Genomic DNA, 23,313 nt, shown 5'->3' with positions numbered 1-23,313 from the left:
CCCCGGAGAGGCCACGCCATGTCGCGTTCCCGCGCCGCCCTGCGCGCGCTCGTCCCCGCCGCGCTCCTCATACCCCTGGCCGCCTGCGTCGCCTCACCCGCCCCGTCCGGCACGGCCGCGGGAGCGAGCGCCGCACCCGGGTTCCCGTACACCGTCACCAACTGCGGTGTGAGCAGCACCTACCAGGCCCCGCCCCGGCGCGCCGTCACCATGAACCAGCACGCCACCGAGATCCTGCTGGCCCTCGGCCTGGAGGACCGGATCGTCGGCTCCGCCTACCTCGACGACGCCGTGCTGCCCGCCTACCGGCCCGCCTACGACAAGATCAAGGTGCTGGCCAAGGAGTACCCCTCCAAGGAGATCCTGCTCGGCGCCGACCCGGACTTCGTGTACGGGGGCTACTCCAGCGCCTTCGACAAGGCACAGGGCCGCGACCGCGAAGGTCTCGCCAAGTCCGGCATCAACTCCCGGCTCAACGTGGAGTACTGCACCGGGGGCCGAGTCGGCCTCGACCAGCTCAAGACCGAGATCACCGAGGTCGCGCGGACCTTCGGCGTGCCCGAGCGCGGCGAGAAGCTCATCGGGGAGGAGCAGCGCCGGATCGACGCCGTGGCCGCCCGGGTCAAGGACAAGCCCCGGCCGTCCGTCTTCGTCTACGACTCCGGCGAGGCGTCCGCCTCCACCTCCGGCGGCACCGGCATCGGCAACGAGATCGTCTCGCTGGCGGGCGGGACGAACGTCTTCGCCGACCTCCAGGACACCTTCGGTGACGTGTCGTGGGAGAAGGTCATCGAGCGGGCCCCCGAGATCGTCCTCATCTACGACTACGGCGGCACCACCGTCGAAGCCAAGAAGCAGCGCCTGTTGAACGACCCGGCCCTCGCCCAGGTTCCCGCGATCAGGAACCAGCGGTTCGTCGTCCTGCCGCTGTCCTCGGCCGTCCTGGGAGTGCGCGTCGCCGACGCCGTCGAGTCCCTGGGCGGCCAGCTCCACCCCGCCGCCACGTGAGGCGGCACCACCGCACACCGGCCGTCCTCGTCCTGCTCGCCGCGGCGCTCGTCGCCTCCGCCGTCGCCGGCCTGGCCCTGGGGGCCGTACGGATCACCCCCGGCCAGGTGCTCGACATCGTCCTCGGTGGGCTGACGGGCGACCGGCCGACCGGTGCCTTCGCCTCCATCGTGTGGGACGTGCGCATGCCACGCGTCCTCCTCGGGGCGGTCGTCGGCGCCGGGCTCGCCGTCGCGGGCACCGTGCTGCAGGCCCTCGTCCGCAACCCGCTCGCGGACCCCTTCCTGCTCGGTGCCTCCTCCGGGGCCTCGACGGGAGCCGTCCTGGTGATCGTCTTCGGCTCGGGCACGGCAGCCGGGGCCGGGGCCGGGGCGGCGGGGGCCGCCGGGCTGCTCGGCGGGATGGGCGTGCCGTTCGCCGCGTTCGCCGGATCGGCGTTCGCCCTCGTCGCCGTCTATGCCATGGCCCGGCGCGGCGGCACCATGACCACCGGCCGGCTGATCCTCGCCGGGGTCGCCGTCCAGTACATCCTGTCCGCCCTGACCAGTCTGGTCCTGGTGCTCGCCGCCCACCCCGACCAGATCCGCACCGTCCTCTTCTGGACCCTCGGCGGTCTCGGCGGGGCCCGCTGGGGCGAACTGGCCCTGCCCTCCGTCGTGCTGCTCGCCGGTACGGGGCTGCTCCTCGCCCTCGCCCGGCCGCTCGACCTGCTCCTCGCCGGGGAGGAGGGGGCCCGGACCCTGGGCCTGGACACCGGGCGTTTCCGCGCCGTCGTCTTCGTCCTCACCTCCCTCGTCATCGGCGTGCTCGTCGCCTACAGCGGAGCGATCGGCTTCGTCGGGCTGATGGTCCCGCACGCCGCGCGGATGGCCGTCGGCGCCGGCCACCGGGCCCTGCTGCCGGTGGCCGCCCTGGGCGGGGCGCTCTTCCTGGTCCTGGCCGACCTGGTGGCCCGTACCGCCGCCGCGCCCGAGGAGATACCGGTCGGAGTGGTCACCGCGCTCGTCGGAGGCCCGTTCTTCCTGTGGATGCTGCGCCGCTCCACCCGTACCGAAGGGGTCACCGGATGACCCGCACACCCGGTACGCCCCGCACACCCGGTACGCCACACACGCCTGGTGCGCCACACACGTCCGGTACGCCACAGGTGCCCCGGGCGGCGGGGCGGCCGGTGGAACTCGCCGTCGAGGACGTGCGTTACGCGACCGACGGGCACACCCTGCTCCACGGGATCGACCTCACCGCCCGGCCCGGCGAGACGGTCGGTGTGGTCGGGCCCAACGGCAGTGGCAAGACCACCTTGCTGCGCTGCGTCTACGGCACCCTGCGGCCCACCGCCGGCCGGGTGCTGTTCGACGGCGCCGACACGGGCGCGCTCGGGGTCAAGGACCGGGCCCGGCACGTCGCGGTCGTCCCGCAGGACGCGAGCGGCACCTTCGGGCTGACCGTGCGCGAGGTCGTCGCGATGGGGCGGAGCCCGCACAAACGGTTCTGGGAACAGGACGGCCCCGAGGACCTGCGGCGCGTCGCCGAGGCCCTGGAGACCGTCGGAGCGGGCGCCTTCGCCGGGCGCCGCTTCGAGGAACTCTCCGGCGGGGAACGCCAGCGCGCCCTGGTGGCCCGCGCCCTCGTCCAGGACCCCGGCCTGCTCGCCCTGGACGAGCCGACCAACCACCTCGACATCCGCTACCAACTGGAGATCCTGGGCCTGGTCCGCGCCCTGCCCGCCACCGCCCTGCTCGTCCTGCACGACCTCAACCTCGCCGCCTCCTTCTGTGACCGGCTGTACGTCCTGTCCGACGGCCGGGTGGCCGCCTCCGGGCCGCCCGGCGAGGTGCTCACCGAGGAACTGCTGGCCCGGGTGTACGGCGTCCGGACCCGCATCGGACCCCACCCGGCCACGGGCACGCCGAACATCGTCTACCTCCCGACGGACAGGTGACCCGGGGCGCCCAGACCGGAAGCCCCCCTGCCGGACCCCGGGCAGGGCCTCGGAACGCCGCACCGGCCGGGCCCTGGCCCCGCCGCACCAGCCCATCCGGCAGGTGAGACGGTGAACCGGGGCGCGGTGGGCCTGTGCGGTCCGAAGCTCTCGCCGGGCAGGACGCCGACCTTGTCCGCGAAGCCCTCCACGCCCCGGTCCGGACCCGTCTCGGTCACCTGCCGGTCCGCGTTCCCCGGCAGGGTGTTCCCGGCCTTCACGTCGAAGCCGCGCGCCCCGGCCGCCGACGGCGTCCTGTGCGCCGCCGGTGACGGTGTGTCCCGCTCGGTGCTCCGCCCGTCCTCCCCGTCCCCTCAGCCCAGCCGCACCACCACCTCCTGTCCGGTCCCGGCCGCCGCCGCGAGATCGGCGAACCCGAGCCGCAGCCGGGAGCCGGTGAGCGCCGAGACCAGGCTCGGTGGCCGGGAGAGCACCGAGGCCACGGGCCGGTTCCAGACCAGGGCCAGTCCGGTCAGTGCCCGTGCCGGGTCCGCGACGTGGACCGTGGCCGTGCCGTCGGCCCGTTCCCGTACCGTCACCGAACAGGGCGCGCTCGCCTCCAGGGGGCCGGCCGCCCCGGCCCGCCAGAAGTTGACACCGGTGAAACCGAGCGAATCCACGGCCACGCCCTGGGCCGTCCCGGTGTTGGCGATCACCGAGACCTCGTCGGGTGCGGCGGCCCGCGCCGCGGTCTGGCCCGCCGTGGCCCCCGGGAGCATCCGGTAGACGTACCCGGCGTCGTCCGGGTCCGTTCCGTGGTCGTACCAGAGCGTGACGTACCGCCGGGTCAGGGCCAGGGAGGAACCGTCCCTGTTGATGTCGCTCCACCGGCCGGTACGTGCCTCACGGAGCGCCCTGAACGATCCCGCGCCGGACACCACGTACCCGCCGAAGCCCTCCAGGTGTGCCCATCCCGGCGCGGAGAAGACGGCCGACCATCCCGGGCCGGTGGGCTGGACCGTGCCGTCGACGGTCAGGGCGTGTGCGCCGTCGGCACCCAGGTTGCGGTTGTCGATCACCGATTCGACGGCGGTCCCGTCCCCGCAGCGGATTCCCGCACCCAGGCAGACCACCGAGTCGGCGAGGAAGAACCAGGACTTGCGGGCCGAGAGGGTGCTTCCCGGACCACGCAGATGCTGGCCCACGGAGGCGAACTCCCCGTCCGTGGTCCCGCCCACCCACACCGCATCGGGCCGCGAGGCACCCCAGTCGCCGCCCGCACCGTCCACGAGGACCTTGCGGGAGACCGTCGTCCCCGGCAGCCGGTAGGGATTCACCGTGGGCCAGAACGCGTCCGAGTACTGGTCGTTGCCGTAGGTGGAACCCCACCAGGACAGCATCCCGCTGCCGGTGTGCCAGCCGCGCGGGTTCTCACCGTTGCCGGTCTCGTAATGGGCGATCCGCCGCGAGCACATGGAGAGCGAGGCCGCCCACCCGGGCCGCCGGTGGGTCACCCGGTCCATCGAGGCGAACAACCGGTGCCCGACCGGCTCGGGCAGCGCCGCCACCGAGGCATCGGCGCCGACCTCCGCCAGCCGGGCGAGCGAGGCCAGGTCCAGCGTCGTGTCCGCGAGGGGGACGCGGCAGCGGTCCCGCGCCGTCCACCCCTTCACCAGCCCTCGCCACCGGCTCCGCTCGGCCCGGCTCGCGCTCTCCGCGAGCAGCAGCACCGCGGCGAGCACCGCATGCCCTCGCGTGTGGTCGTCGTGCTGGACCTGCCGGTCGTCCGAGGTCATCAGGCCCCGGCTGACGGCCCGGCCCGAGACCCCGTCCATGACCAGCCCGTTGAAGAGGAAGGGCGCCCAGGCGTCCTCCACGGCGTCGAAGGCGCTCTGTCCGCCCGTGACGTGCCAGGGCGTCCCCTTCAACAGCCCGGTCAGCAGACCCAGCCCGCCGAGCAGCACCGCGCCGTACGTCCCGGTGTAGGGCACCCAGGTGTGCTGGACGAACGACCCGTCCCGGTACAGGCCGTCGCCCGTGGTGACGTAACCGAAGACGGGGGTCAGTGCCTCCCGGGCCAGAGCGATCTTCGCGGAGTCCCCGCCGACCACCCCGCGCAGCGCCAGTACCCGGCACAGGTCCACCCGGTTCGCACCCGTACTGGTCCCGGTGTACGAGCCGACCGCCGAGTCCGGTACGAAGTGGTCGACGGCCGCGCAGAGACCGGCGACCCGGTCGGCCGACAACTCCTCGTGGAGCAGCACGCAGAGGTCCAGCACCGCCTGCGGGGCACCGATCTGCCAGCAGTACCAGTTGCCGTACCGCACCTGCCCGGCGTGGTACACCTGCCCGTGCAGATGGTCCAGCCCGGCCAGGAGCGCCGCGCGCAGCCCCCTGTCACCGGTCACCCCGGTACCGGGCCGGACGTACGCCTCCGCCATGGTCCGCAGCCGGTAGAAGCTCTGCGTCATCTTCTCGGGATCGGTGGCGAAGCCCAGGCCGGGCCAGAGCGAGCCGTCCACCGGAGCCATCGTGGTCCGGAACACGCCGGCCAGCGCGCCGAGATCGGCCAGCCGTGAGCGGAACGGCTCCTTCGAAGCCGGGATCTCACCGCCCAGGAAGAGGCCGCGCCACACCGCCCGTATGGCTTCGTGGATGTCGGCCCCGGCCCGGGTGGCCGCGCCACCGGCGTTCCGCCCGCCGGGCACGCCACGCAGGAACGCGCCCCCACCCGCGGCGGTGAGGAAGGCACGCCTGCCCCCCACCCCTGTCATCGCAGCCTCCTTGTCCGACTCACCGTTCGACTCACCCGATCTGTCCGACACATCCGATACGCCTGATACCTCTGATGTATTCGATCCGAATCCGAATCCGAATCCGAATCCGAATCCGAATCCGTACCGGCCCGGCCCGGTCGCCCGCCGGGCACGTCTGTCACGTCCGCCCGCCGTGTCCGACCGGCTCACTCCACGTGCTCGCGATAACGCTCGATCACCTCCCGCAGCACCTCCCCGCCCTCTCTGGCCCACAGACCCGGATGGAAGATCTCCACCTCCACCGGCCCCCGGTAGCCCGCCGCGTCCGCCTGCTCCCGGAAACCGCGCAGGTCGATGGAACCGTCCCCCAACTGCCCCCGGCCCAGGAGCACGCCCTCGGGCAGGGGCGTCACCCAGTCGGCCACCTGGACGGCGAGGAGCCGCCCGCCCTCGCCCGCCCGGCGCAACGCGGCGGGCAGCCGCTCGTCCCACCACAGGTGGTAGGAGTCGGCCACCACACCCACCTGCTCCGCCGGGAACTGCTCGGCGATGTCGAGGGCCTGGTCCAAGGTGGAGACCACACAGCGGTCCGAGGCGAACATCGGATGCAGGGGCTCGATCCCCAGCCGGACACCGTGCGCGGCGGCCCATGGCGCGAGCTCGCCCAGGACTTCACAGACCCGCCCCCGGGCCCCCGCCAGGTCCCGGTCGCCCACGGGGAGCCCGCCCGGGACCAGGACCAGGGTGTCGGCGCCCAGTCCGGCCGCCTCCTCCACGGCCCGACGGTTGTCGTCGAGTGCCGCGGACCGGCCCACAGGGTCCGCGGCGGTGAAGAACCCGCCCCGGCAGAGCGAACTGACCCGCAGACCGGCCCCGGTGACCAGCTCGGCGCTCTCCCGGACCCCGAACGCCCGGACCGGGTCACGCCACAACCCGACCGCACCCACCCCGGCTGCCACACACCCGGCCACCAGCTCGGGCAGTGACCACTGGCGGACCGTCTCCTGGTTGAGGCTCAGCCGGGCCGGGGCCGACCGGGTCATGACGCCCACCCATATACCGCGAGGAGCCGGCGCATCCGCTCCTCGGCCCGCTCCGGATCGGGGAACAGTCCGAGCCGGTCCGCCAGTTCGTAGGCGGTCGCCAGGTGGGGGAGCGACCGCGCCGACTGCAACCCACCCACCATCGTGAAATGTTCCTGGTACCCCGCCAGCCAGGCCAGCAGGACCACGCCCGTCTTGTAGAACCGGGTCGGCGGGGCGAAGAGATGTCTCGCCAGGGGCACCGTGGGGTCCAGCAGCTCCCGGAACCTTGCCGGACCGTCCCGGTCCAGGGCGATCGCCGCCCACGCCGCGATCGGGGCGATCGGGTCGAAGACCCCCAGCAGCGCGTCGCTCGCCGACTGCCCGTCCCCGGCGATCAGCTCCGGATAGTGGCGGTCGTCCCCCGTGTAGCAGCGCACCCCCACCGGTAGCCGACGCCGGATCTCCACCTCCCGCTCGGCGTCCAGCAGCGAGATCTTGACCCCTTCCACCTTCTCCGGGGACCCGGAAACGATCGTGAGGAAGACATCGGTGGCCTGGTCGAGATCGGCATGCCCCCAGTAGCCCGCCAGCTCCGGGTCGAACATCGGCCCCAGCCAGTGGAGCACGACCGGCCGGGCACTCTGCCGCAGCAACCGTCCGTACACCTCCAGGTACTCCTCCGGGCCGTACGCCCCCGCGGCCAAGGCCCGCGAGGCCATCAGCACGGCCCCGGCCCCGCACGCCTCGGTGTGCGCGAGCTGCTCCTCGTACGCCGCGGTGACCGCGGCGGGGGAGTGCGGCCGGCCCGGGGGGAGCTGATCGGTGCCCACACCGCAGACGATCCGGCCGCCCACCGACCGGGCCTCGGCCGCCGAACGGCGGATCAGCTCCGCCGCGGTCGGCCAGTCCAGGCCCATTCCGCGCTGTGCGGTGTCCATGGCCTCGGCGACCCCGAGACCCTGCGCCCACAGGCGGTGCCGGAAGGCGAGAGTGGACTCCCAGTCGACCACCGGCCCGGATTCGGCCGCCGCGGCCAGCGGGTCGGCGACGACGTGCGCGGCGGAGTAGAACCGGCGGCTCCGGGCAGGCCCGCACACCGGAGGAGTGAGCGGATCGTGGTTCGGCCGGTGCAGGCGCTGACCGCCGTCCGCCGAGGGGAGCCGGATGCTCACAAGGTCACCTCCGGCACCGGCAGCCTGCGGCCCTGCGCCGAGGAGCGCAGGCCGAGCTCGGCCAGCTGTACCCCGCGAGCCCCGGCCAGCAGATCCCCTTGCCAGGGTGTGCCGAGCACGACATGGCGCAGGAACAGCTCCCACTGGGCCTTGAAGCCGTTGTCCGCGGGGGCGTTGTCCGGGACCTCCTGCCACTGGGTCCGGAACTCCTCGGTCCGCGGCAGATCCGGATTCCACACCGGCTTGGGCGTGGCCCCGCGATGCTGGATCCGGCAGTCGCGCAGCCCGGCGACCGCCGACCCGTGGGTGCCGTCCACCTGGAACTCCACCAGCTCGTCGCGGTGCACCCGCACCGCCCAGGACGAGTTGATCTGGGCGACGGCGCCGCCCTCCAGTTCGAAGACCGCGTACGCCGCGTCCTCGGCCGTCACCTCGTACGGCTCGCCCCGCTCGTCCCAGCGGCGGCCGATGTGGGTACGGGCGAGTGCCTGCACCGTACGGACCCGGCCGAACAGTCCGTGCAACAGGTACTCCCAGTGCGGGAACATGTCGGCGACGATGCCGCCGCCGTCCCGCGCCCGGTAGTTCCACGACGGGCGCTGGGCGGGTTGCCAGTCACCTTCGAAGACCCAGTACCCGAACTCCCCGCGCACGGAGAGGACCTCTCCGAAGAAACCGCCCTCGACCAGCCGCTTCAGCTTCAGCAGGCCGGGCAGGAACAGCTTGTCCTGGACCACCCCGTGCTTGACCCCGGCCGCCGTGGCCAGCCGGGCCAGCTCCAGCGCGGAGGCGAGGTCCAGGGCGGTCGGCTTCTCGCAGTACACGTGCTTGCCGGCGGCCACGGCCTGCCGGAGCGCCTCCTGCCGCGCGCCGGTGATCTGCGCGTCGAAGTAGATCTCGACCTCGGGATCGGCCAGTACGGCCGCCAGGTCCGTACTGAGATGCTCCAGGCCGTGCCGTTCGGCGACGGCCCGCAAGGCGGCTTCCCGGCGTCCCACGAGGACCGGCTCCGGCCACAGCACCGTACCGTCACCGAGGTCCAGGCCGCCCTGCTCGCGCAAGGCGAGCAGGGAACGGACCAGATGCTGGTGGTACCCCATCCGCCCGGTCACGCCGTTCATGGCGATCTTGATCGTCCTTCGCTCCACGGTCTTCCCTCCCTGGCTTCTTCCTCTTCCTCGTTCGGCCGCTCGGCCCTCTCCGCGTCCGGCCTCCTCCGCGTCCGTGCAGGTACGGGAGAAAGAGCAGAAAGCGCTTTCACTCTCATCAGGCTAGGTTCGGGAATCTCATCGACGCAAGACCCTTTCGGGTGATAGAAAGCGCTTTCTGAATCAGGGAGTATGGAGATCCAGACACCGGATGAGACGATGACCCGGGGACAGAGGGAGGGGTGCAGGATGGCGGTGACTCTTGCAGAGGTGGCTGCGCACGCGGGCGTGTCGTCCGCCACGGTCTCGCGCGTACTGAACGGCGGATACCCGGTGGCCGGAGGTACCCGCACCCGGGTGGAACAGGCGGTCGAAGAACTCGGCTACATCGCCAACGGTCCCGCCCGCGCCCTCGCGGCGGCCACCTCCGACCTCATCGGCGTCCTCGTCCACGACGTCGCCGACAGTTTCTTCGGGATTCTCGCAGGCTCCCTGCAGGGCGCCCTCGCGCCCACCGGCCGGGGGGACGCCCGGCGGCTCGCCGTCGTCTGCAACACCGAGGGCGCACCCGAGACCGAACTGGCCTACCTCGCCCTGCTGGAGGGGCAGCGGGCCGGCGGGGTCGTCCTCACCGGCGGCGCCGTGGAAGAACCCGGGCCCATCCACGCGCTCGCCGCCCGTATCGCGCGGATAGCGGCCACCGGAGCCCCGGTCGTCCTGTGCGGGCGGCCTCCCCTGCCACTGCCCACCGGACACACCACCGGACACCCTTCCGGCCCGTCCCCCGCACTCCCCGTCGCCACCGTCATGTTCGACGACCACGGCGGAGCCTTCCGCCTCGCCGAACACCTCCTGACACTCGGACACCGGCGTATCGCCTACATCGCCGGGCCCCCGGGGCTGAGCACCACCCGTGAACGCCTCGCCGGACACCGCGCCGCCCTGTTGCGACACGGCCCCGCCCTTCACGAGGCATGTGCCGCCCTCACCGTGCACGCCGGATTCGATCGCTCCGCAGGCTACGACGCCACCCGGGAACTGCTGCGCCGCGGATCGCCCTTCACCGCAGTCGCCGCGGCCAACGACACGGTCGCCACCGGGGTCGCCGCCGCCCTGCGCGAAGCGGGGATACGGATTCCCGAGGACGTCTCCGTCGCCGGCTTCGACGACCTGCCGTTCTGCGTGGACACCGCACCCGCCCTCACCACCGTACGGGTGCCCCTGCGGGAGGCGGGCGTCCTCGCCGCCCAACTCGTCACCGGTCGTCGGCCGCTGCCCCCCGGTGGCATCACCACACTGCCCACCGAGCTGATGGTGCGCGGTTCCACCGCGCCGCCCCCGGCCGAGGGGAGCCGGCCGTGAAGTACGCCTTCTCCACGCTCGGTCTGCCCGGCACCCCGCTCACCGCGACCGCGGCCCTGGCCGCCGCGCACGGGTTCGACGGAATCGAACTGCGTGCCCACCCCGAGGAACCCCTGCACCCGGGAAGCCCGGCCGCCGAACGCACCGCCGCTCTGCGGGCCCTCACCGCCGCAGGAGTCACCGTCCTCGGGGTCGCGGGGTACGCCCGGGTGGCGGCCTCCGGCGCCGACGATCCGGTCCTCGCGGAACTACGCTCCCTGGTCCGGCTCGCCGCCGATCTCGAAGCACCCTGGGTGCGGGTCTTCCCCGGAGGCACCGGCCTGCCCCGGGCGTCCGCCGACGCCCACGCCACCCGCCGGCTACGGGCCGCCGCACCGTTCGCCGAACGGCACGGCGTCCGCATCCTGTTGGAGACACACGACTCGCATCCCACCGGAGCCGCCGTCGCCCAGGTCCTGGACGAGGTCGCGCATCCTGGCGCCGGAGCGCTGTGGGACGTACTGCACACCTGGCTCGGCGGCGAGTCCCCGACCGAGTCGGGGCGGGCTCTGGCCGCGCACCTGGGCTATGTACAGGTGAAGGACGTGGCCTCGGCGCGGGAGCTCACTCCGCTCGGGCTCGGCGCCGGGGTACTGCCCCTCGCCGAGGCGGTGGCCACGCTGCCACCGGACGGCTGGCTCTGCTGGGAGTACGAGAAACGCTGGTACCCGGACGCCGCCGAGCTGCCGGGACAGCTCGCCCAGGGCCGGGAACACCTGGAGAGGCTGGTGTCCGCATGTTCTCGCGACGTGTAGGCCCGCCACCGCGGAGCGAAGGAACGGCCCGCAGTACGTACCCCGCTGCCCGGACCCCCGCGGCCGACCAGCGGCAGCGAGACGATCGTGCTCCGGCCGGAGCAGCCCCGCACCGAGCCGCCACCACGCGGCCGGACCGGACCCGGCCGCCCCACGACCGCCACCTTACGGAGAGAGAAGTCCCGCAGGCAGTGAGAGAAGTCCCGCATGTGAAGCGTACGAGGAGCCGCCTCGCCGACGGCCGCGAGATCCTCTACTACGACACCGGTGACGGCCCGTCCCGCGCCGTCACTGACACCCGCCCGCTCGACGCGCCCGCCGCCGCCTCCGAAGTCCGCCGCGACCCGCTGCTCGGGGACACCGTCGTCATCGCCTCCCACCGTCAGGGCCGCACCTACCTGCCGCCCGCCGACGCCTGCCCGCTCTGCCCCTCCGCCGAAGGGCGCGCGAGCGAGATCCCGGCCTCCGACTACGAGGTGGCCGTCTTCGAGAACCGGTTCCCCTCCCTCTCCGGTGACACCGGCCGCTGCGAGGTCATCTGCTTCACCCCCGACCACCGCACCTCCTTCGCCGACCTCGACGAGGAGCGCGCCGCGCTGGTACTGGCGGCCTGGACCGACCGCACCGCCGAACTCTCCGCCCGTGAAGGAGTCCGGCAGGTCTACTGCTTCGAGAACCGGGGCGCCGAGATCGGCGTCACCCTCGCGCACCCCCACGGCCAGATCTACGCCTTCCCCTTCATCACCCCGCGCACCACCCGGATGCTCACCACCGTCGCCGCCCACCGCGCACGCACCGGCGGCAACCTTTTCGACGAGGTCCTGGCCGGTGAACGCGGTGAAGGCACCCGGATCGTCCTCGAAACGGACCACTGGACGGCCTTCGTGCCCTACGCGGCGCGCTGGCCGTACGAGGTCCACCTCTACCCACGCCACAGGGTCCCCGACCTGCCCGCCCTGGACGACGCGTCCCGCGCCGAGTTCCCCCGCGTCTACCTGGAACTGCTGCGCCGATTCGACCGCCTCTTCGACAGACCCGGCCCGACCCCCTACATCTCCGCCTGGCACCAGGCCCCGGTGGGCGAGGGCCGCGAGGAGTTCGCGCTCCACCTGGAGCTCTTCACGGTCCGCCGTACCGCCGACAAGCTCAAGCACCTGGCCGGAACCGAATCCGGGATGGAGGCCTACATGAACGACGTCCGGCCCGAGGACGCGGCTGCCCGGCTGCGGGAGGTGGCGAGCCGATGAGCGGGACGACGCGGGAGCCCCGCCCCGCGAACCGGACGGCGCGGGAGTTCGAGAAGGTCTACGGGTACCCGCCCGAGGGGGTCTGGGCAGCCCCGGGCCGGGTCAACCTGATCGGCGAACACACCGACTACAACGACGGCTTCGTCCTTCCCTTCGCCCTCCCGCAGCGCACCGAGGTGGCCGCCGCCCGCCGCGCCGACGGAATGCTCCGGCTCCACTCGGCGTACGTCCCGTCCGGTGTGGTCACCCTGGAGGTCACCGGCCTCGACCCGGCACACCCGCCACAGGGCGCCGACCGCTGGACCGGATATCCCGCCGGGATGGTGTGGGCCCTGCTGGACGCAGGCCTCCCGGCCGGGGGCGCCGACCTCCACATACGGTCCGACGTACCGACCGGGGCCGGACTCTCCTCCTCCGCCGCTCTGGAGACGGCCACCGGACTGGCTCTCACCGAGTTGTACGGGATTCCGCTCACCCGCTCCGCACTGGCCGTGCTCGCCCGCCGCGCAGAGAACGCGTACGTCGGCGTCCCCTGCGGAATCATGGACCAGATGGCCTCGGCATGCGCCACCGAGGGCCATGCCCTGCACCTGGACACCCGTACGCTCGAACAGCGGCACATCCCCTTCGACTGCGCGTCGGCAGGTCTGCGCCTCCTCGTCGTCGACACCCGGGTCACCCACGACCTGGCCGACGGCGCCTACGCACAGCGCCGGGCCTCCTGCCGTGCGGCGGCCGAGTCGCTCGGCATACCCACTCTGCGAGACCTCCCGTACCCGGAGCTGGAACAGGCTCTCGGACGGCTGACCGATCCGGTGCAGCGGCGCCGGGTCCGGCATGTCGTCACCGAGAACGAACGGGTCGCACGGGTCGGGGAACTGCTGAGTGCCGGGCGGCTGCGTGAGACGGGCCGGCTGCTCACCGAGGGACACACCTCACTGCGCGACGACTACGAGGTGTCGTGCCCGGAACTCGATCTGGCGGTGTCCACCGCCGACGCGGCGGGCGCGTACGGGTCCCGGATGACGGGCGGCGGCTTCGGCGGTTCGGCCCTGGCGCTGATCGACGTGGACGCCGAGCCGGAGGTGACCCGGGCGTTGGCGGAGGCCTTCCGCCGGGCGGGCTTCGCACCGCCCCACGTCATGGCGGCGGAGCCGTCCGCGGGCGCGGGCCGAATACGGTGAGGCCGGTCCGCAGGCTGATGCCCCGGCCGTGCCCGGGCCGTGCCCCGGCCGTGCCCCGGCCGTGCCCGGGTCGGGCCGTACCCGACCCGACGCGACGGCAAAGCCACTGCCCCGGCCGGAACGGTGGCCTGACGGCCTGACGGCCTGACGGCCTGACGGCCGCGTGGAGCTGGTGCGGGGGTGGTTCGGGTGGGGTGGTGGTGAGGTGTTGGTGGTTCGCTTCCGGGGCGGTTGCCGGGGTGTGGAGCCGTTGGCGCGGCTGCTGCCGCCGATACCAGGGCGTGATGACCGGCTTGCCGTCGCGGCAGGTGAAGTAGCTGTAGGGCGTACCCGTTGCGTTGGGTCCGTCGTGCTTGTCGTGCTTGTTGTGTCTGGAGTGTTCGTCGTGTCCGACGTCGTGGATGTCGGCCGATGGGCGAGTCTGGACCGACCCACCCCCAGACGATCATGTATCGATGAGTCGGAGGAAGCACATGCGTTACATCCCGCTGGGCAGATCAGGACTTGAGGTCTCCGCCGTGGGCCTCGGCTGCAACAACTTCGGGGGCCGTCTCGATCTCCAGGCCACCCGGGCCGTGGTCGACGCCGCCCTCGACGCGGGCATCACCCTGCTCGACACCGCCGACATCTACGGCGACCGGGGCGGTTCCGAGAGTTACCTCGGACAGGTCCTCAAGGGCCGCCGCGACCAGGTCGTCCTCGCCAGCAAGTTCGGCTACGCCGATGCCGACATGGGGTACGGGCCCGCCGCCGGGGCCCGTGGCAGCCGCGCGTACATCCGGCGGGCCGTGGAGGAGTCGCTGCGTCGGCTGGAGACCGACCACATCGACCTCTACCAGCTCCACAGCCCGGACCCGTCCACCCCGGTCGCCGAGACCCTGGCCGCGCTCACCGAACTCGTCGCCGAGGGCAAGATCCGCTACCTCGGCCACTCCAACTTCAGCGGCTGGCAGCTCGCCGAAGCGGCCCACGTCGCCCGCGAGACCGGCGCCGCGCCCTTCGTGTCGGCACAGAACCAGTGGTCGCTGCTGGAACGGTCGGCCGAGCGCGAGCTGGTTCCGGCGGCCCTGCACTACGGCGTCGGCGTGCTCCCGTACTTCCCGCTCGCCAACGGCCTGCTGACCGGCAAGATCCGCCGGGGTACGCCCGTCCCGGCCGGGTCCCGGCTCGAAGGCCGCGACGCGTACCTCACCGAGGAGCGGCTCGACGTGGTCGAAGCGCTGGCCGTGCTCGCCCAGGACCACGGCCGCAGTGTTCTCGAACTCGCCATCGGCTGGCTCCGGGCCCAGCCCGGCTGCGCCTCCGTCATCGCGGGAGCCACCTCCGCCGAACAGGTCCGCGCCAACGCGGCCGTCGCCGACCGCCCCCTGGACGCGCAACTGCTCGCCGGGATCGAGGCCATCGGCCACCCCGCGCCGAGCGCCGCGTGAGCGGCCGGGGCGGTCCCGCCGCCGGAGCCCTTCCGCCGAGGTGACCCACCCCGGCCACGGCACCCGTCACGGTACACACGACGGCACATACGACGGCACATACGACGGCACATACGACGGCACATACGACGACGGAGCCGTCGAGGACAGTCTGCGCTCCTCGACGGCTCCGCTCCGCCGTACTACCCGTACCGGTGACCGCGGCCGTTCAGGACACGATGTCCTTGCGGGAGAACCCCCGGAACGCCAGCGCGAACAGCACCAGCGCGTAGGAGACCGACACCACCGTTCCCTTGACCATCCCGCCCCACTCCAGTTGTGGCTGGAGCGCGTCCGCCCACGCGAACTGCCAGTGGGCCGGGAGGAACTCCCGCCATGATCCGAGCGCGGTCACCGCGTCCAGCACATTGCCGACGATCGTCAGCCCGACCGCCCCGCCGACCGCGCCCAGCGGCGCGTCCGTCCGCGTGGACAGCCAGAAGGCCAGACCGGCCGTGACCAGTTGCGAGACGAAGATGAAGGCGACGGCCAGCGCGAGGCGCGGTACGGCCTCCCCGGCCGCCAGCGCCCCGCCGGTCGGCAGCTTCAGCGGCCCCCAGCCGTACGCGGCCGTGCCCGCGGCCAGAGCGACCACCGGGAGCAGCACCATGGCCGCCAGACTGAAGCCGAGGGCCACCACCAGCTTGCTCCACAGCAGCCGCGCCCGGGGAACCGGCGAGGCCAGCAGATAGCGCAGCGAGGACCAGCTCGCCTCCGAGGCCACCGTGTCCCCGCAGAACAGTGCCACCGGCACCACCAGCAGGAAGCCCGCGGAGACGAACAGGCACGTCGCCGCGAAGTTCGCGCCCGAGGCGGTGGCCGTGTCGATCAGGGAGATCCGGCCGTTCCTGCCGCCGGGGCCGTCGTCCGGGCCGCCGCCCACCGCGAACGCGATGATCATGATGAAGGGCAGCGCGGCCAGCATCCCGCCCATCACCAGGGTCCGCCGCCGTCGCCACTGCCGCAGCGCCTCCACGCGCAGCGGCAGCGTACGGCCCGGCCGGTAGCCCGTGGCCATCTCCTGGGCGCCGCCCACCTCCTGGACGGTGTTCATGTCCTGGACGGTACTCATGCCGAACCTCCGATCAGGGTGAGGAACGCGTCCTCCAGCCGGCGGTGCGGTCCGACCGCGGTCACCGGCACCTCCAGCCGTACGAGTTCACCGATGAGCCGCGCGGGCGTCGCGCCGTCCAGCCGGACGAGCAGCCCGTCGTCGGCGGCCACCACCGAACCCACGCCCTCCAGCGCGGCCACCTTCCCGACGACCTCGTCCGCGACCGGTCCGTCCAGCGTCACCAGCAGGGTGTCCCCGCCGCCCGTGATCTCGGCGACCTCGCCCGCCCGTACCAGCCGTCCCCGGTCCATGACCACCAGGTGCGTACAGGACTGCTCCACCTCCGACAGCAGGTGGCTGGAGACGATGACGGTCCGCCCGCCGGCCGCGTACCGGATCATGACCTCCCGCATCTCCCGGATCTGCGGCGGGTCCAGACCGTTCGTCGGCTCGTCGAGGATCAGCAGGTCCGGCATTCCGAGCATGGCCTGCGCGATCGCGAGGCGCTGGCGCATGCCCTGCGAGTACGTGCGCACCGCGCGCTCCAGCGCGTCGCCGAGCCCGGCGATCTCCAGGGCCTCCGCCAGGTGCGCGTCCTCGCGCGGCCGTCCGGTGGCCTGCCAGTACAGCTCCAGGTTGGCGCGGCCCGTCAGGTGCGGCAGGAAGCCCGCGCCCTCCACGAACGCCCCGACCCGCGACAGCACCGGAGCCCCGGCCCGGACCGCGTGCCCGAACACCCGGATCTCCCCGGCGTCCGGCGAGATCAGCCCCATCAGCATCCGCAGGGTGGTGGTCTTCCCGGCGCCGTTGGGCCCGAGCAGCCCCAGTACCTGCCCCTTCTCGACCCGGAACGACAGGTCCCGCACCGCGTACCGGTCCTGGGCCTTCGCGTACCGCTTCGTCAGCCCGGTGATCTCCAGCGGCACGTGGGCCAGCGCGGGTTCCGGCGGTACGGCACCCCGCGCGCCCGCGCCCCCACGGCCGGTCCGCCGGATGCCCAGCAGTGCGGCGGCCAGCGCCACCGCGCCCAGCGGCAGCCCCCAGGTCCAGGCGGGCAGCCCCGTCGCGGCGGTCCGTACCCCCGTGGCGACCGGGACGGACAGCGGGCCCCGGGCCGCGACCGTGTAGACGGCCGGGGCGGCGGGAGTCGCGTAACCGAGGTCGGTGGCCGCGACCACCAGCCGCAGCCGGTGTCCCGCCGGGACGGCGTGGTCGATCGCGGGCAGTTTCAGCTCGACGGTCGCGCCCTGCCCCGCGTTCTCCACCCGTACCGGGGCGACCAGCTGGCCCGGCAGCACCTGCCGCCGGCCGTCGGGGCCGACGTCGTAGACCTTGCCGAACAGCACGGCCGAACCGTCCGCGGCCGTCGACCGTACGGTCAGGGTGACGGTCGGCGACCCGGTGATCCGTACCTCCGAGGCCATCGGTTCCGCATCGAACCGGGCGTGCTGGCCCGGGAAGTCCAGCGAGAACCCGGCGCCGAAGGCGGCGAGCTGCCCGCCGATCCCGGGCAGGGACGACAGGGCGGGCGGTGACCCGCCCGCCGGATTGGCGAAGCTCTGCTCCCGGCCGGTCAGGGCGAACTCCCGCGGGTCCGGGGTGAGCCCGGGGTAACGGTCGCCGTTCGCTCCGCGCAGCTGGACCGCCCCGTCGGTGGAATCGATGCCACCGGAGCGCGAGATCCGGAACGCCGGACCGGTGTCCGCGCCCGTGTCCTCCTTGAGATAGCGGTCGAACCAGGCCGACACACGGGCCTCGATCCGGGCGGACTCAGGCATTCCGCCGTCGTGCCCACCGGCCGCCCAGTCCACGGAGACGGGCGCGCCGTTCGCCGTGATGGCCTTGGCCATGGCATCGGCCTGGTCCAGCGGGAAGAGGGAGTCCTCCTGGCCCTGCACGATCAGGGTCGGTACCGCGATCCGGTCGCCGACCGCGGACGGACTGCGCCGCTCCAGCAGGGCGCGGGCCTCGGGGTCGGGTTTCCCGGCCACCGCCACCCGCTCGTACATCGCGCAGAGCTCCGGCTGGAACCGCCCGCAGCCGGGAACGGCCGGCGCACCGGACGCGGACGCGGACGCGGACGCGGACGCGGACGGGCCGGACATCGGCGCACCGGACGCCTGCGGCGCCTGTGATGTCTGTGGTGTCTGCGGTGTCTGTTGCATTCCGCCGGTCGAGCCGGTGGTGAAGAAGACACCCGTCCACAGCTTCTTGAAGACGCCCTGCGGGAAGAGGGCGTCCGCCAGGTTCCAGTAGGTGATCTGCGGAGCGATCGCGTCCACCCGCCGGTCGTGTCCGGCGGCGAGCAGCGAGACCGCCCCGCCGTACGAGGCCCCGGAGATGCCGACGCGCGGATCGCCGGGCGCGTCGAGCCGCACCTCCGGGCGGGCCGCCAGCCAGTCGACGAGCCGGGAGACGTCCTTGACCTCGTGGTCGGGATCGTTCAGCCCGATCCGCCCGCCGGAGCGGCCGAAACCGCGCGCCGACCAGGTCAGGACGGCGTACCCGTCCCGGGCCAGCTGCTCGGCCTGCTCGCGGACGTCGTCCTTGCTGCCGCCGAAACCGTGCCCGAGGAGCACGGCGGGACGTTTCCCCCCGCCGCCGGAGGTGAAGTACGAGGTGTCGATCCCGGCGTCGGGCATGTTCAGCACGTGGTCCTGGCGGTGCACGTCCGGCGCGTCGCCGGACGTGGCGGCGGCCGTCCACGTGCCGGCCCCCGCGACGACGGCGAGCGCGGCGGCGCCCGCGAGCAGACGGTCTCGCCGTCGCCGGGGCACCAGGGGCAGTCGGAGCTTCATACGGGAACCCTAAACGCCCGGTACCCGGCCCCCGAACGCCCGGAGGGGGACCCGTGGACCTCCTCAAGGACTACGGAGTCCCCCCGGTGTACCGCGCCTGCGGTACACCGCCCCGTCCGGGGGGCTTCGGGGGAGAGCCGCAGGTCCGGGCGGCGCGCGGTCCGGCCGGGTCCGGACACCCGCCCCGCCCCCACGCCCCGCCCCAGGCCCGCGCCCACGCCCCGCCCCGCGCTCGGCCGCCCGTGCGCCGCTCCACCCTGCACGCGGCTTCGCCCTGCGGGAGGATGACGGCATGCTGCTGGCCGAGGTCGCGCGCGTGTCCCGGGAGGTCGCCGACGCCTCCGCCCGGTCGCGGAAGACCGCCCTCCTCGCCGGGCTCTTCGCCGCCGCTCCCGCCGACGAGGCCGCACTGGTGGTCTCGTACCTCGCCGGACGGCTCCCGCAGGGGCGCCCGGGCGTCGGCCGGCGCGCGCTCGCGCGGGAGACCGCGCCCGCGACGGCGCCGACCCTGAGCGTCCGCGCCGTCGACGCGGCGGTCACCGGGCTCGCGGCCGTCGCGGGTACCGGGGCCCAGGCCCGGCGTCACGCGGTCCTGGACACCCTGCTGGGCGCGGCCACCGAGCCCGAGCAGCGGTTCCTGCGCAGCCTGCTCTCCGGCGAGGTGCGCCAGGGCGCGCTCGACGCGGTGGCCCTGGAGGGCGTGGCCGTGGCCGCCGGGGTACCGGCCGCGGCGCTGCGCCGGGCCGTGATGCTGGACGGCTCCCTGCCCCGGGTGGCGGCGGCCGTCCTCGCCGAAGGGGCGCGGGCACTCGGCGGTTTCACCCTCCGGATCGGGCAGCCCGTCCAGCCCATGCTGGCCCGGACCGCCGGGTCGGTGGCCGAGGCCCTGGCCGCGCTCGGGCCCTGCGCGGTGGAGGAGAAGCTCGACGGAATCCGCGTCCAGGTCCACCGGGAGGGGGACGACGTACGGGTGTACACGCGCTCCCTGGACGAGATCACCGCCCGGCTGCCCGAGGTGGCCGAGCTGGCCCGGTCGCTGCCGGGGGAGCGGTTCGTCCTGGACGGGGAGGTCGTCGGCCAGGGCGCGGACGGCCGCCCGGTCCCCTTCCAGCAGGTCGCGAGCCGGGTCGGCTCCCGGACCGACGTCGCCGCCGCCCGCGAGGCGCTCCCGGTGGTCCCCCGCTTCTTCGACGTGCTGGCGTCCGGCGACGGCGTCCTCCTGGACCTGCCGGTCCGCGCACGGTACGAGGCCCTGGCCGCGCTCGTCCCCGAGGACGCGCGGGTCCGCCGGCTGGTGGTCGAGGACCCGGGCACGCAACGGGCCGAGGCCGAGGAGTTCTGGGCCGAGACCCTGCGGCGGGGCCACGAGGGCGTGGTGGCCAAAGCCCTCGACTCCGCCTACGCGGCGGGCCGGCGCGGTGCCCACTGGCTCAAGGTGAAACCCGTCCACACCCTGGACCTGGTGGTGCTCGCCGCCGAACGGGGTCACGGGCGGCGCACCGGGCTCCTGTCCAACCTGCACCTGGGCGCGCGGGCCGCCGACGGCACCCACGCCATGCTGGGCAAGACGTTCAAGGGGCTCTCCGACGAGATGCTGCGCTGGCAGACCGGCCGACTGCGCGCGCTCGCCGTCTCCGACGACGGCTTCACCGTGCGGGTACGGCCCGAGCTGGTGGTGGAGATCGCCTACGACGGGTTGCAGCGCTCCCCGCGCTACCCGGCCGGGGTCGCCCTCCGCTTCGCGCGGGTGGTGCGGTACCGCCCGGACAAGAGCGCGGCGGAGGCCGATACCGTGGAGACGGTCCTCGGAGGGCGGCGGCCCGCGGAGTCGCCCGACCCGGGGGACGAACAGGGGAGCGGGGCGGGGAACGACCCGGGGAACGCACTGGGGAATGTGCCGGGCTGAGGGACAGGTTTTGCCTCAGAGGCACGAGCGATTGCCAGAAAGGCAAGATTCTGGCTCAATCGGAGCATGAAACCCGGTCCCGCTCCCGGCCCCGAAGACCTGGCCGTCCCGCTCGACACCGGCACGGATGTCGGCACGGACGCCGACACCGGCACCGATCCCGGCGCAGACGCCGACACCGGCCTCGGTGAGCTGCCCACCGTGGCTCCGCAACTGCGTGACCTGCGCCGACGCGCCGGGCTCACCCTGGAGGCCGCCGCCGCGCGGGCCCGGCTCTCGCCCGCGCACCTCTCCCGGCTGGAGACCGGCCGCCGCCAGCCCTCGCTGCCGCTGCTGCTCGGGCTCGCCCGTACCTACGGCACGACCGTTTCCGAGCTGCTCGGCGAGACTCCGGCCGTCGCCGATCCCATCGTACGGGCCGGTGGCCCGGGCGCCCGGGAGGCCGACGGATGGACGTACTGGCAGGCGGGCGGCTCCGGCCGGGGGATGCAGGCGCTGCGCGTGCACGTCCCCTCCACGGCCACCGCGGGCCGGGGCCCCCAAGGTCGTGGAGCGGGCGAGCTGGTACGCATCCATCCCGGTGAGGAGTGGCTGTACGTCCTGAGCGGGCGGCTCCGGCTCCACCTGGGGGAGAGCGAGTACCTGCTGGAACCGGGGGACAGCGCGCACTTCGACTCGCTCACCCCGCACCGGATCGGGGCCGCGGCTTCCGGCGGGGCCGACCTGCTCTTCGTCCACACGCTGCTGCAGAGCAGCCTCGCCGGGCTCTGCCTCGGCGGCGGCGACACCGCGCACGACCGATAGCCGAGGAGCCGTAACTCATGTCCCAAGGAGAGAACATGTCACAGGTGTCACAGACCTCACAGATGTCACAGGCGTCGGCGACGGCAGCGGCCACGGAAGCGAAGCCGGTGACGGCAGCCACGGCAGCGGTGGAAGAGGCAAGAGAGGTTCGCGGGGTCATGAGGGTAGAAGAGGCCACAGAGATGGCAGAGGCGGAAGAGGCCACCGCGCCGACCGCCCGGAAGCGGATCGAGTCGAAGTTCCCGATCGGCCTCATCGTCCGGCTGGTCGCCTACCTGTTCGTCGGTCACCTCTTCGCCTTCTTCGTCTACCTCCTCTTCGTCCTGGGCGCCGAGAACCAGTGACGGCCGGGATCGGTCACGGCCGGGAACCGGTCACGGCCGGGAACCGGTGACGGCCGGGGAGCGGTACGCCCGGCACGCACTCTCGCCGTACCGGCCGAAAGCCCAGGTACGTCCCGTACGAGGACTTCCGGCCGACACGCCGGGACCACGCACCGGGCGCCGCTCCTCGACGGGCAAACGTCGCCCGACGCGGCACTAGGAACCTCCGGCTCCTGTCGCTACCCTCCGCGCATGATTCCCACGGTTGTCTGGGGCACCGGCAACATCGGCCGTCTGGCCATCCGTGCCGTCGAGGCCCACCCCGCGCTGGAACTGGTCGCCGTTCTCGTCCACAGTCCCGGCAAGGCCGGCCGTGACGCGGGCGAGCTCGCCCGGCTCGGCCGCCCGCTGGGGGTCCGGGCCACCGATGACATCGGCGCCGTCCTGGCCGCCCGCCCCCGGGCCGTGGTGTACGCCGCGTCCGGGGACGCCCGGCCCGACGCCGCCCTCGCCGACATCACCCGGGCGATCCGGGCCGGCGCGGTCGTCGTCAGCCCCGCGCTGTACCCGCTCTACGACCACCGCAACGCCCCGCCGGAGTTCCGGAACCCGGTGCTGGCCGCCGTCGCGGACGGCGGCGGCTCGCTCTTCGCCTCCGGGGTCGACCCGGGCTGGGCCAACGACATCCTTCCCCTCCTGGTCAGCGGGGTCGCCACCACCGTCGACGCCGTCCGGTGCCAGGAGATCTTCGACTACTCCACCTACGACCGGCCGGACGCGGTCCGCGACCTCGTCGGCATGGGCCGGCCCCTGGACCACGAGCCGATGATGCTCATCCCCTCCGTCCCGACGATGGTGTGGGGCGGCCAGATCCGGATGATGGCCCGCGCCCTCGGGGCCGGGCTGGACGAGATCCGCGAGACGCTGGAGCGCCGCGCGCTCGACACCACCGTGACCACCCGCGCGATGGGCGTGTTCGAGGCCGGGACACAGGGCGCGGTCCGCTTCGAGGTGCAGGGCATCGTGGAGGGCGAGCCCCGCATCGTCATCGAGCACGTCACCCGCGTCCACGCCTCGTGCGCGCCGGAGTGGCCGTCCCCGCCGGACGGCGGCGACGGCGTCCACCGGATCGTCATCGAGGGCCGCCCCCGCATCGAGGTCACCGTGGCCGCCACCGACGAGGGCGAGAACCGCTCCGTCGGCGGGAACGCCACCGCGGTCGGCCGCCTCGTGGGCGCCGTCGACTGGCTGGCCGCCGCGGAACCCGGGCTCTACGACGCCCTCGACGTGCCCCTGCGCCCCGCCACCGGCCGACTCGGAAGGAAGCAGCCGTGAACATCGA

The 23,313-nt window shown here is 73.5% G+C and carries 18 protein-coding genes; 12 read left to right on the top strand and 6 right to left on the bottom strand.

Annotated elements, in window-relative coordinates:
* The first annotated feature begins 18 nt into the window (after nucleotides 1-18).
* From ACIA5F_RS06455 to ACIA5F_RS06445, 3 genes are read left to right on the top strand one after another with little or no spacing between them, the layout of a single operon-like run.
* Nucleotides 19-1,008 (top strand): ABC transporter substrate-binding protein, encoded by a 990-nt coding sequence (locus tag ACIA5F_RS06455; RefSeq protein ID WP_399349774.1) that lies wholly within the window; start codon nucleotides 19-21, stop codon nucleotides 1,006-1,008.
* A complete protein-coding gene (locus ACIA5F_RS06450) occupies nucleotides 1,005-2,078 on the top strand; it encodes a FecCD family ABC transporter permease (RefSeq protein WP_399349772.1) in 1,074 nt (357 codons plus the stop codon). The genes ACIA5F_RS06455 and ACIA5F_RS06450 overlap by 4 nt, the downstream gene beginning before the upstream one ends.
* Nucleotides 2,075-2,950: an ABC transporter ATP-binding protein gene (locus ACIA5F_RS06445; RefSeq protein ID WP_399349770.1), complete on the top strand. Its 876-nt coding sequence runs from the start codon at nucleotides 2,075-2,077 to the stop codon at nucleotides 2,948-2,950. Before ACIA5F_RS06450 ends, ACIA5F_RS06445 begins: the two co-directional genes overlap by 4 nt.
* Nucleotides 2,951-3,303: 353 nt before the next feature.
* Here ACIA5F_RS06445 and ACIA5F_RS06440 read toward each other — a convergent pair whose 3' ends face one another.
* From ACIA5F_RS06440 to ACIA5F_RS06425, 4 genes are all read right to left on the bottom strand, one after another.
* Nucleotides 3,304-5,703: a polysaccharide lyase 8 family protein gene (locus tag ACIA5F_RS06440; protein WP_399349768.1), complete on the bottom strand. Its 2,400-nt coding sequence runs from the start codon at nucleotides 5,701-5,703 to the stop codon at nucleotides 3,304-3,306.
* Nucleotides 5,704-5,891: 188 nt separating this feature from the next.
* Complete coding sequence (locus ACIA5F_RS06435) at nucleotides 5,892-6,728, bottom strand: sugar phosphate isomerase/epimerase family protein (RefSeq protein ID WP_399349766.1); 837 nt, start codon at nucleotides 6,726-6,728, stop codon at nucleotides 5,892-5,894.
* Entirely contained in the window at nucleotides 6,725-7,882 is a 1,158-nt protein-coding gene (locus ACIA5F_RS06430) for a dihydrodipicolinate synthase family protein (protein WP_399349764.1), read from the bottom strand. Before ACIA5F_RS06430 ends, ACIA5F_RS06435 begins: the two co-directional genes overlap by 4 nt.
* Nucleotides 7,879-9,003 carry a Gfo/Idh/MocA family protein gene (locus ACIA5F_RS06425; protein WP_399350233.1) on the bottom strand — a complete coding sequence of 375 codons (1,125 nt, stop codon included), beginning with the start codon at nucleotides 9,001-9,003 and terminating at the stop codon, nucleotides 7,879-7,881. Before ACIA5F_RS06425 ends, ACIA5F_RS06430 begins: the two co-directional genes overlap by 4 nt.
* A 276-nt stretch (nucleotides 9,004-9,279) precedes the next feature.
* Between ACIA5F_RS06425 and ACIA5F_RS06420 the strand changes: the two genes are divergently transcribed.
* The 5 genes from ACIA5F_RS06420 (at nucleotide 9,280) to ACIA5F_RS06400 (ending at nucleotide 15,047) form a co-directional block, all read left to right on the top strand.
* Nucleotides 9,280-10,392, top strand: coding sequence for a LacI family DNA-binding transcriptional regulator (locus ACIA5F_RS06420; protein ID WP_399349762.1), 1,113 nt, complete (start codon nucleotides 9,280-9,282; stop codon nucleotides 10,390-10,392).
* A complete protein-coding gene (locus ACIA5F_RS06415) occupies nucleotides 10,389-11,186 on the top strand; it encodes a sugar phosphate isomerase/epimerase family protein (protein WP_399349760.1) in 798 nt (265 codons plus the stop codon). Before ACIA5F_RS06420 ends, ACIA5F_RS06415 begins: the two co-directional genes overlap by 4 nt.
* A gap of 209 nt (nucleotides 11,187-11,395) precedes the next feature.
* Entirely contained in the window at nucleotides 11,396-12,433 is a 1,038-nt protein-coding gene (gene galT, locus ACIA5F_RS06410) for a galactose-1-phosphate uridylyltransferase (RefSeq protein WP_399349758.1), read from the top strand.
* Nucleotides 12,430-13,617, top strand: a complete 1,188-nt coding sequence (gene galK / locus ACIA5F_RS06405; RefSeq protein ID WP_399349756.1) for a galactokinase — start codon at nucleotides 12,430-12,432, stop codon at nucleotides 13,615-13,617. Before galT ends, galK begins: the two co-directional genes overlap by 4 nt.
* A 473-nt stretch (nucleotides 13,618-14,090) precedes the next feature.
* Nucleotides 14,091-15,047, top strand: a complete 957-nt coding sequence (locus ACIA5F_RS06400; protein WP_399350231.1) for an aldo/keto reductase — start codon at nucleotides 14,091-14,093, stop codon at nucleotides 15,045-15,047.
* Between the two features lie 208 nt (nucleotides 15,048-15,255).
* On the opposite strand, the gene ACIA5F_RS06395 is transcribed toward ACIA5F_RS06400, so the two are convergent.
* Together ACIA5F_RS06395 and ACIA5F_RS06390 are read right to left on the bottom strand one after the other, a co-directional pair.
* Entirely contained in the window at nucleotides 15,256-16,158 is a 903-nt protein-coding gene (locus ACIA5F_RS06395) for an ABC transporter permease (protein WP_399349754.1), read from the bottom strand.
* Nucleotides 16,155-18,938, bottom strand: coding sequence for an alpha/beta fold hydrolase (locus ACIA5F_RS06390; RefSeq protein WP_399349752.1), 2,784 nt, complete (start codon nucleotides 18,936-18,938; stop codon nucleotides 16,155-16,157). Before ACIA5F_RS06390 ends, ACIA5F_RS06395 begins: the two co-directional genes overlap by 4 nt.
* A gap of 292 nt (nucleotides 18,939-19,230) precedes the next feature.
* On the opposite strand from ACIA5F_RS06390, the gene ACIA5F_RS06385 reads away from it, so the two are divergent.
* From ACIA5F_RS06385 to ACIA5F_RS06370, 4 genes are all read left to right on the top strand, one after another.
* Nucleotides 19,231-20,844 (top strand): ATP-dependent DNA ligase, encoded by a 1,614-nt coding sequence (locus tag ACIA5F_RS06385; protein ID WP_399349750.1) that lies wholly within the window; start codon nucleotides 19,231-19,233, stop codon nucleotides 20,842-20,844.
* 66 nt (nucleotides 20,845-20,910) lie between these two features.
* Nucleotides 20,911-21,648, top strand: a complete 738-nt coding sequence (locus ACIA5F_RS06380) for a helix-turn-helix domain-containing protein (protein ID WP_399349748.1) — start codon at nucleotides 20,911-20,913, stop codon at nucleotides 21,646-21,648.
* Between the two features lie 182 nt (nucleotides 21,649-21,830).
* Nucleotides 21,831-21,992, top strand: a complete 162-nt coding sequence (locus ACIA5F_RS06375; RefSeq protein ID WP_399349746.1) for a DUF6126 family protein — start codon at nucleotides 21,831-21,833, stop codon at nucleotides 21,990-21,992.
* A gap of 231 nt (nucleotides 21,993-22,223) precedes the next feature.
* Complete coding sequence (locus ACIA5F_RS06370; RefSeq protein ID WP_399349744.1) at nucleotides 22,224-23,306, top strand: dihydrodipicolinate reductase; 1,083 nt, start codon at nucleotides 22,224-22,226, stop codon at nucleotides 23,304-23,306.
* The last annotated feature ends 7 nt before the right edge of the window (nucleotides 23,307-23,313 follow it).

This window comes from Streptomyces sp. NPDC051567 (assembly GCF_044454165.1).
In the GTDB taxonomy this organism is placed as follows: domain Bacteria; phylum Actinomycetota; class Actinomycetes; order Streptomycetales; family Streptomycetaceae; genus Streptomyces.
The sequence above is the reverse complement of the archived record's forward strand: the minus strand, read 5'-3'. Positions and strand labels throughout refer to the sequence as shown.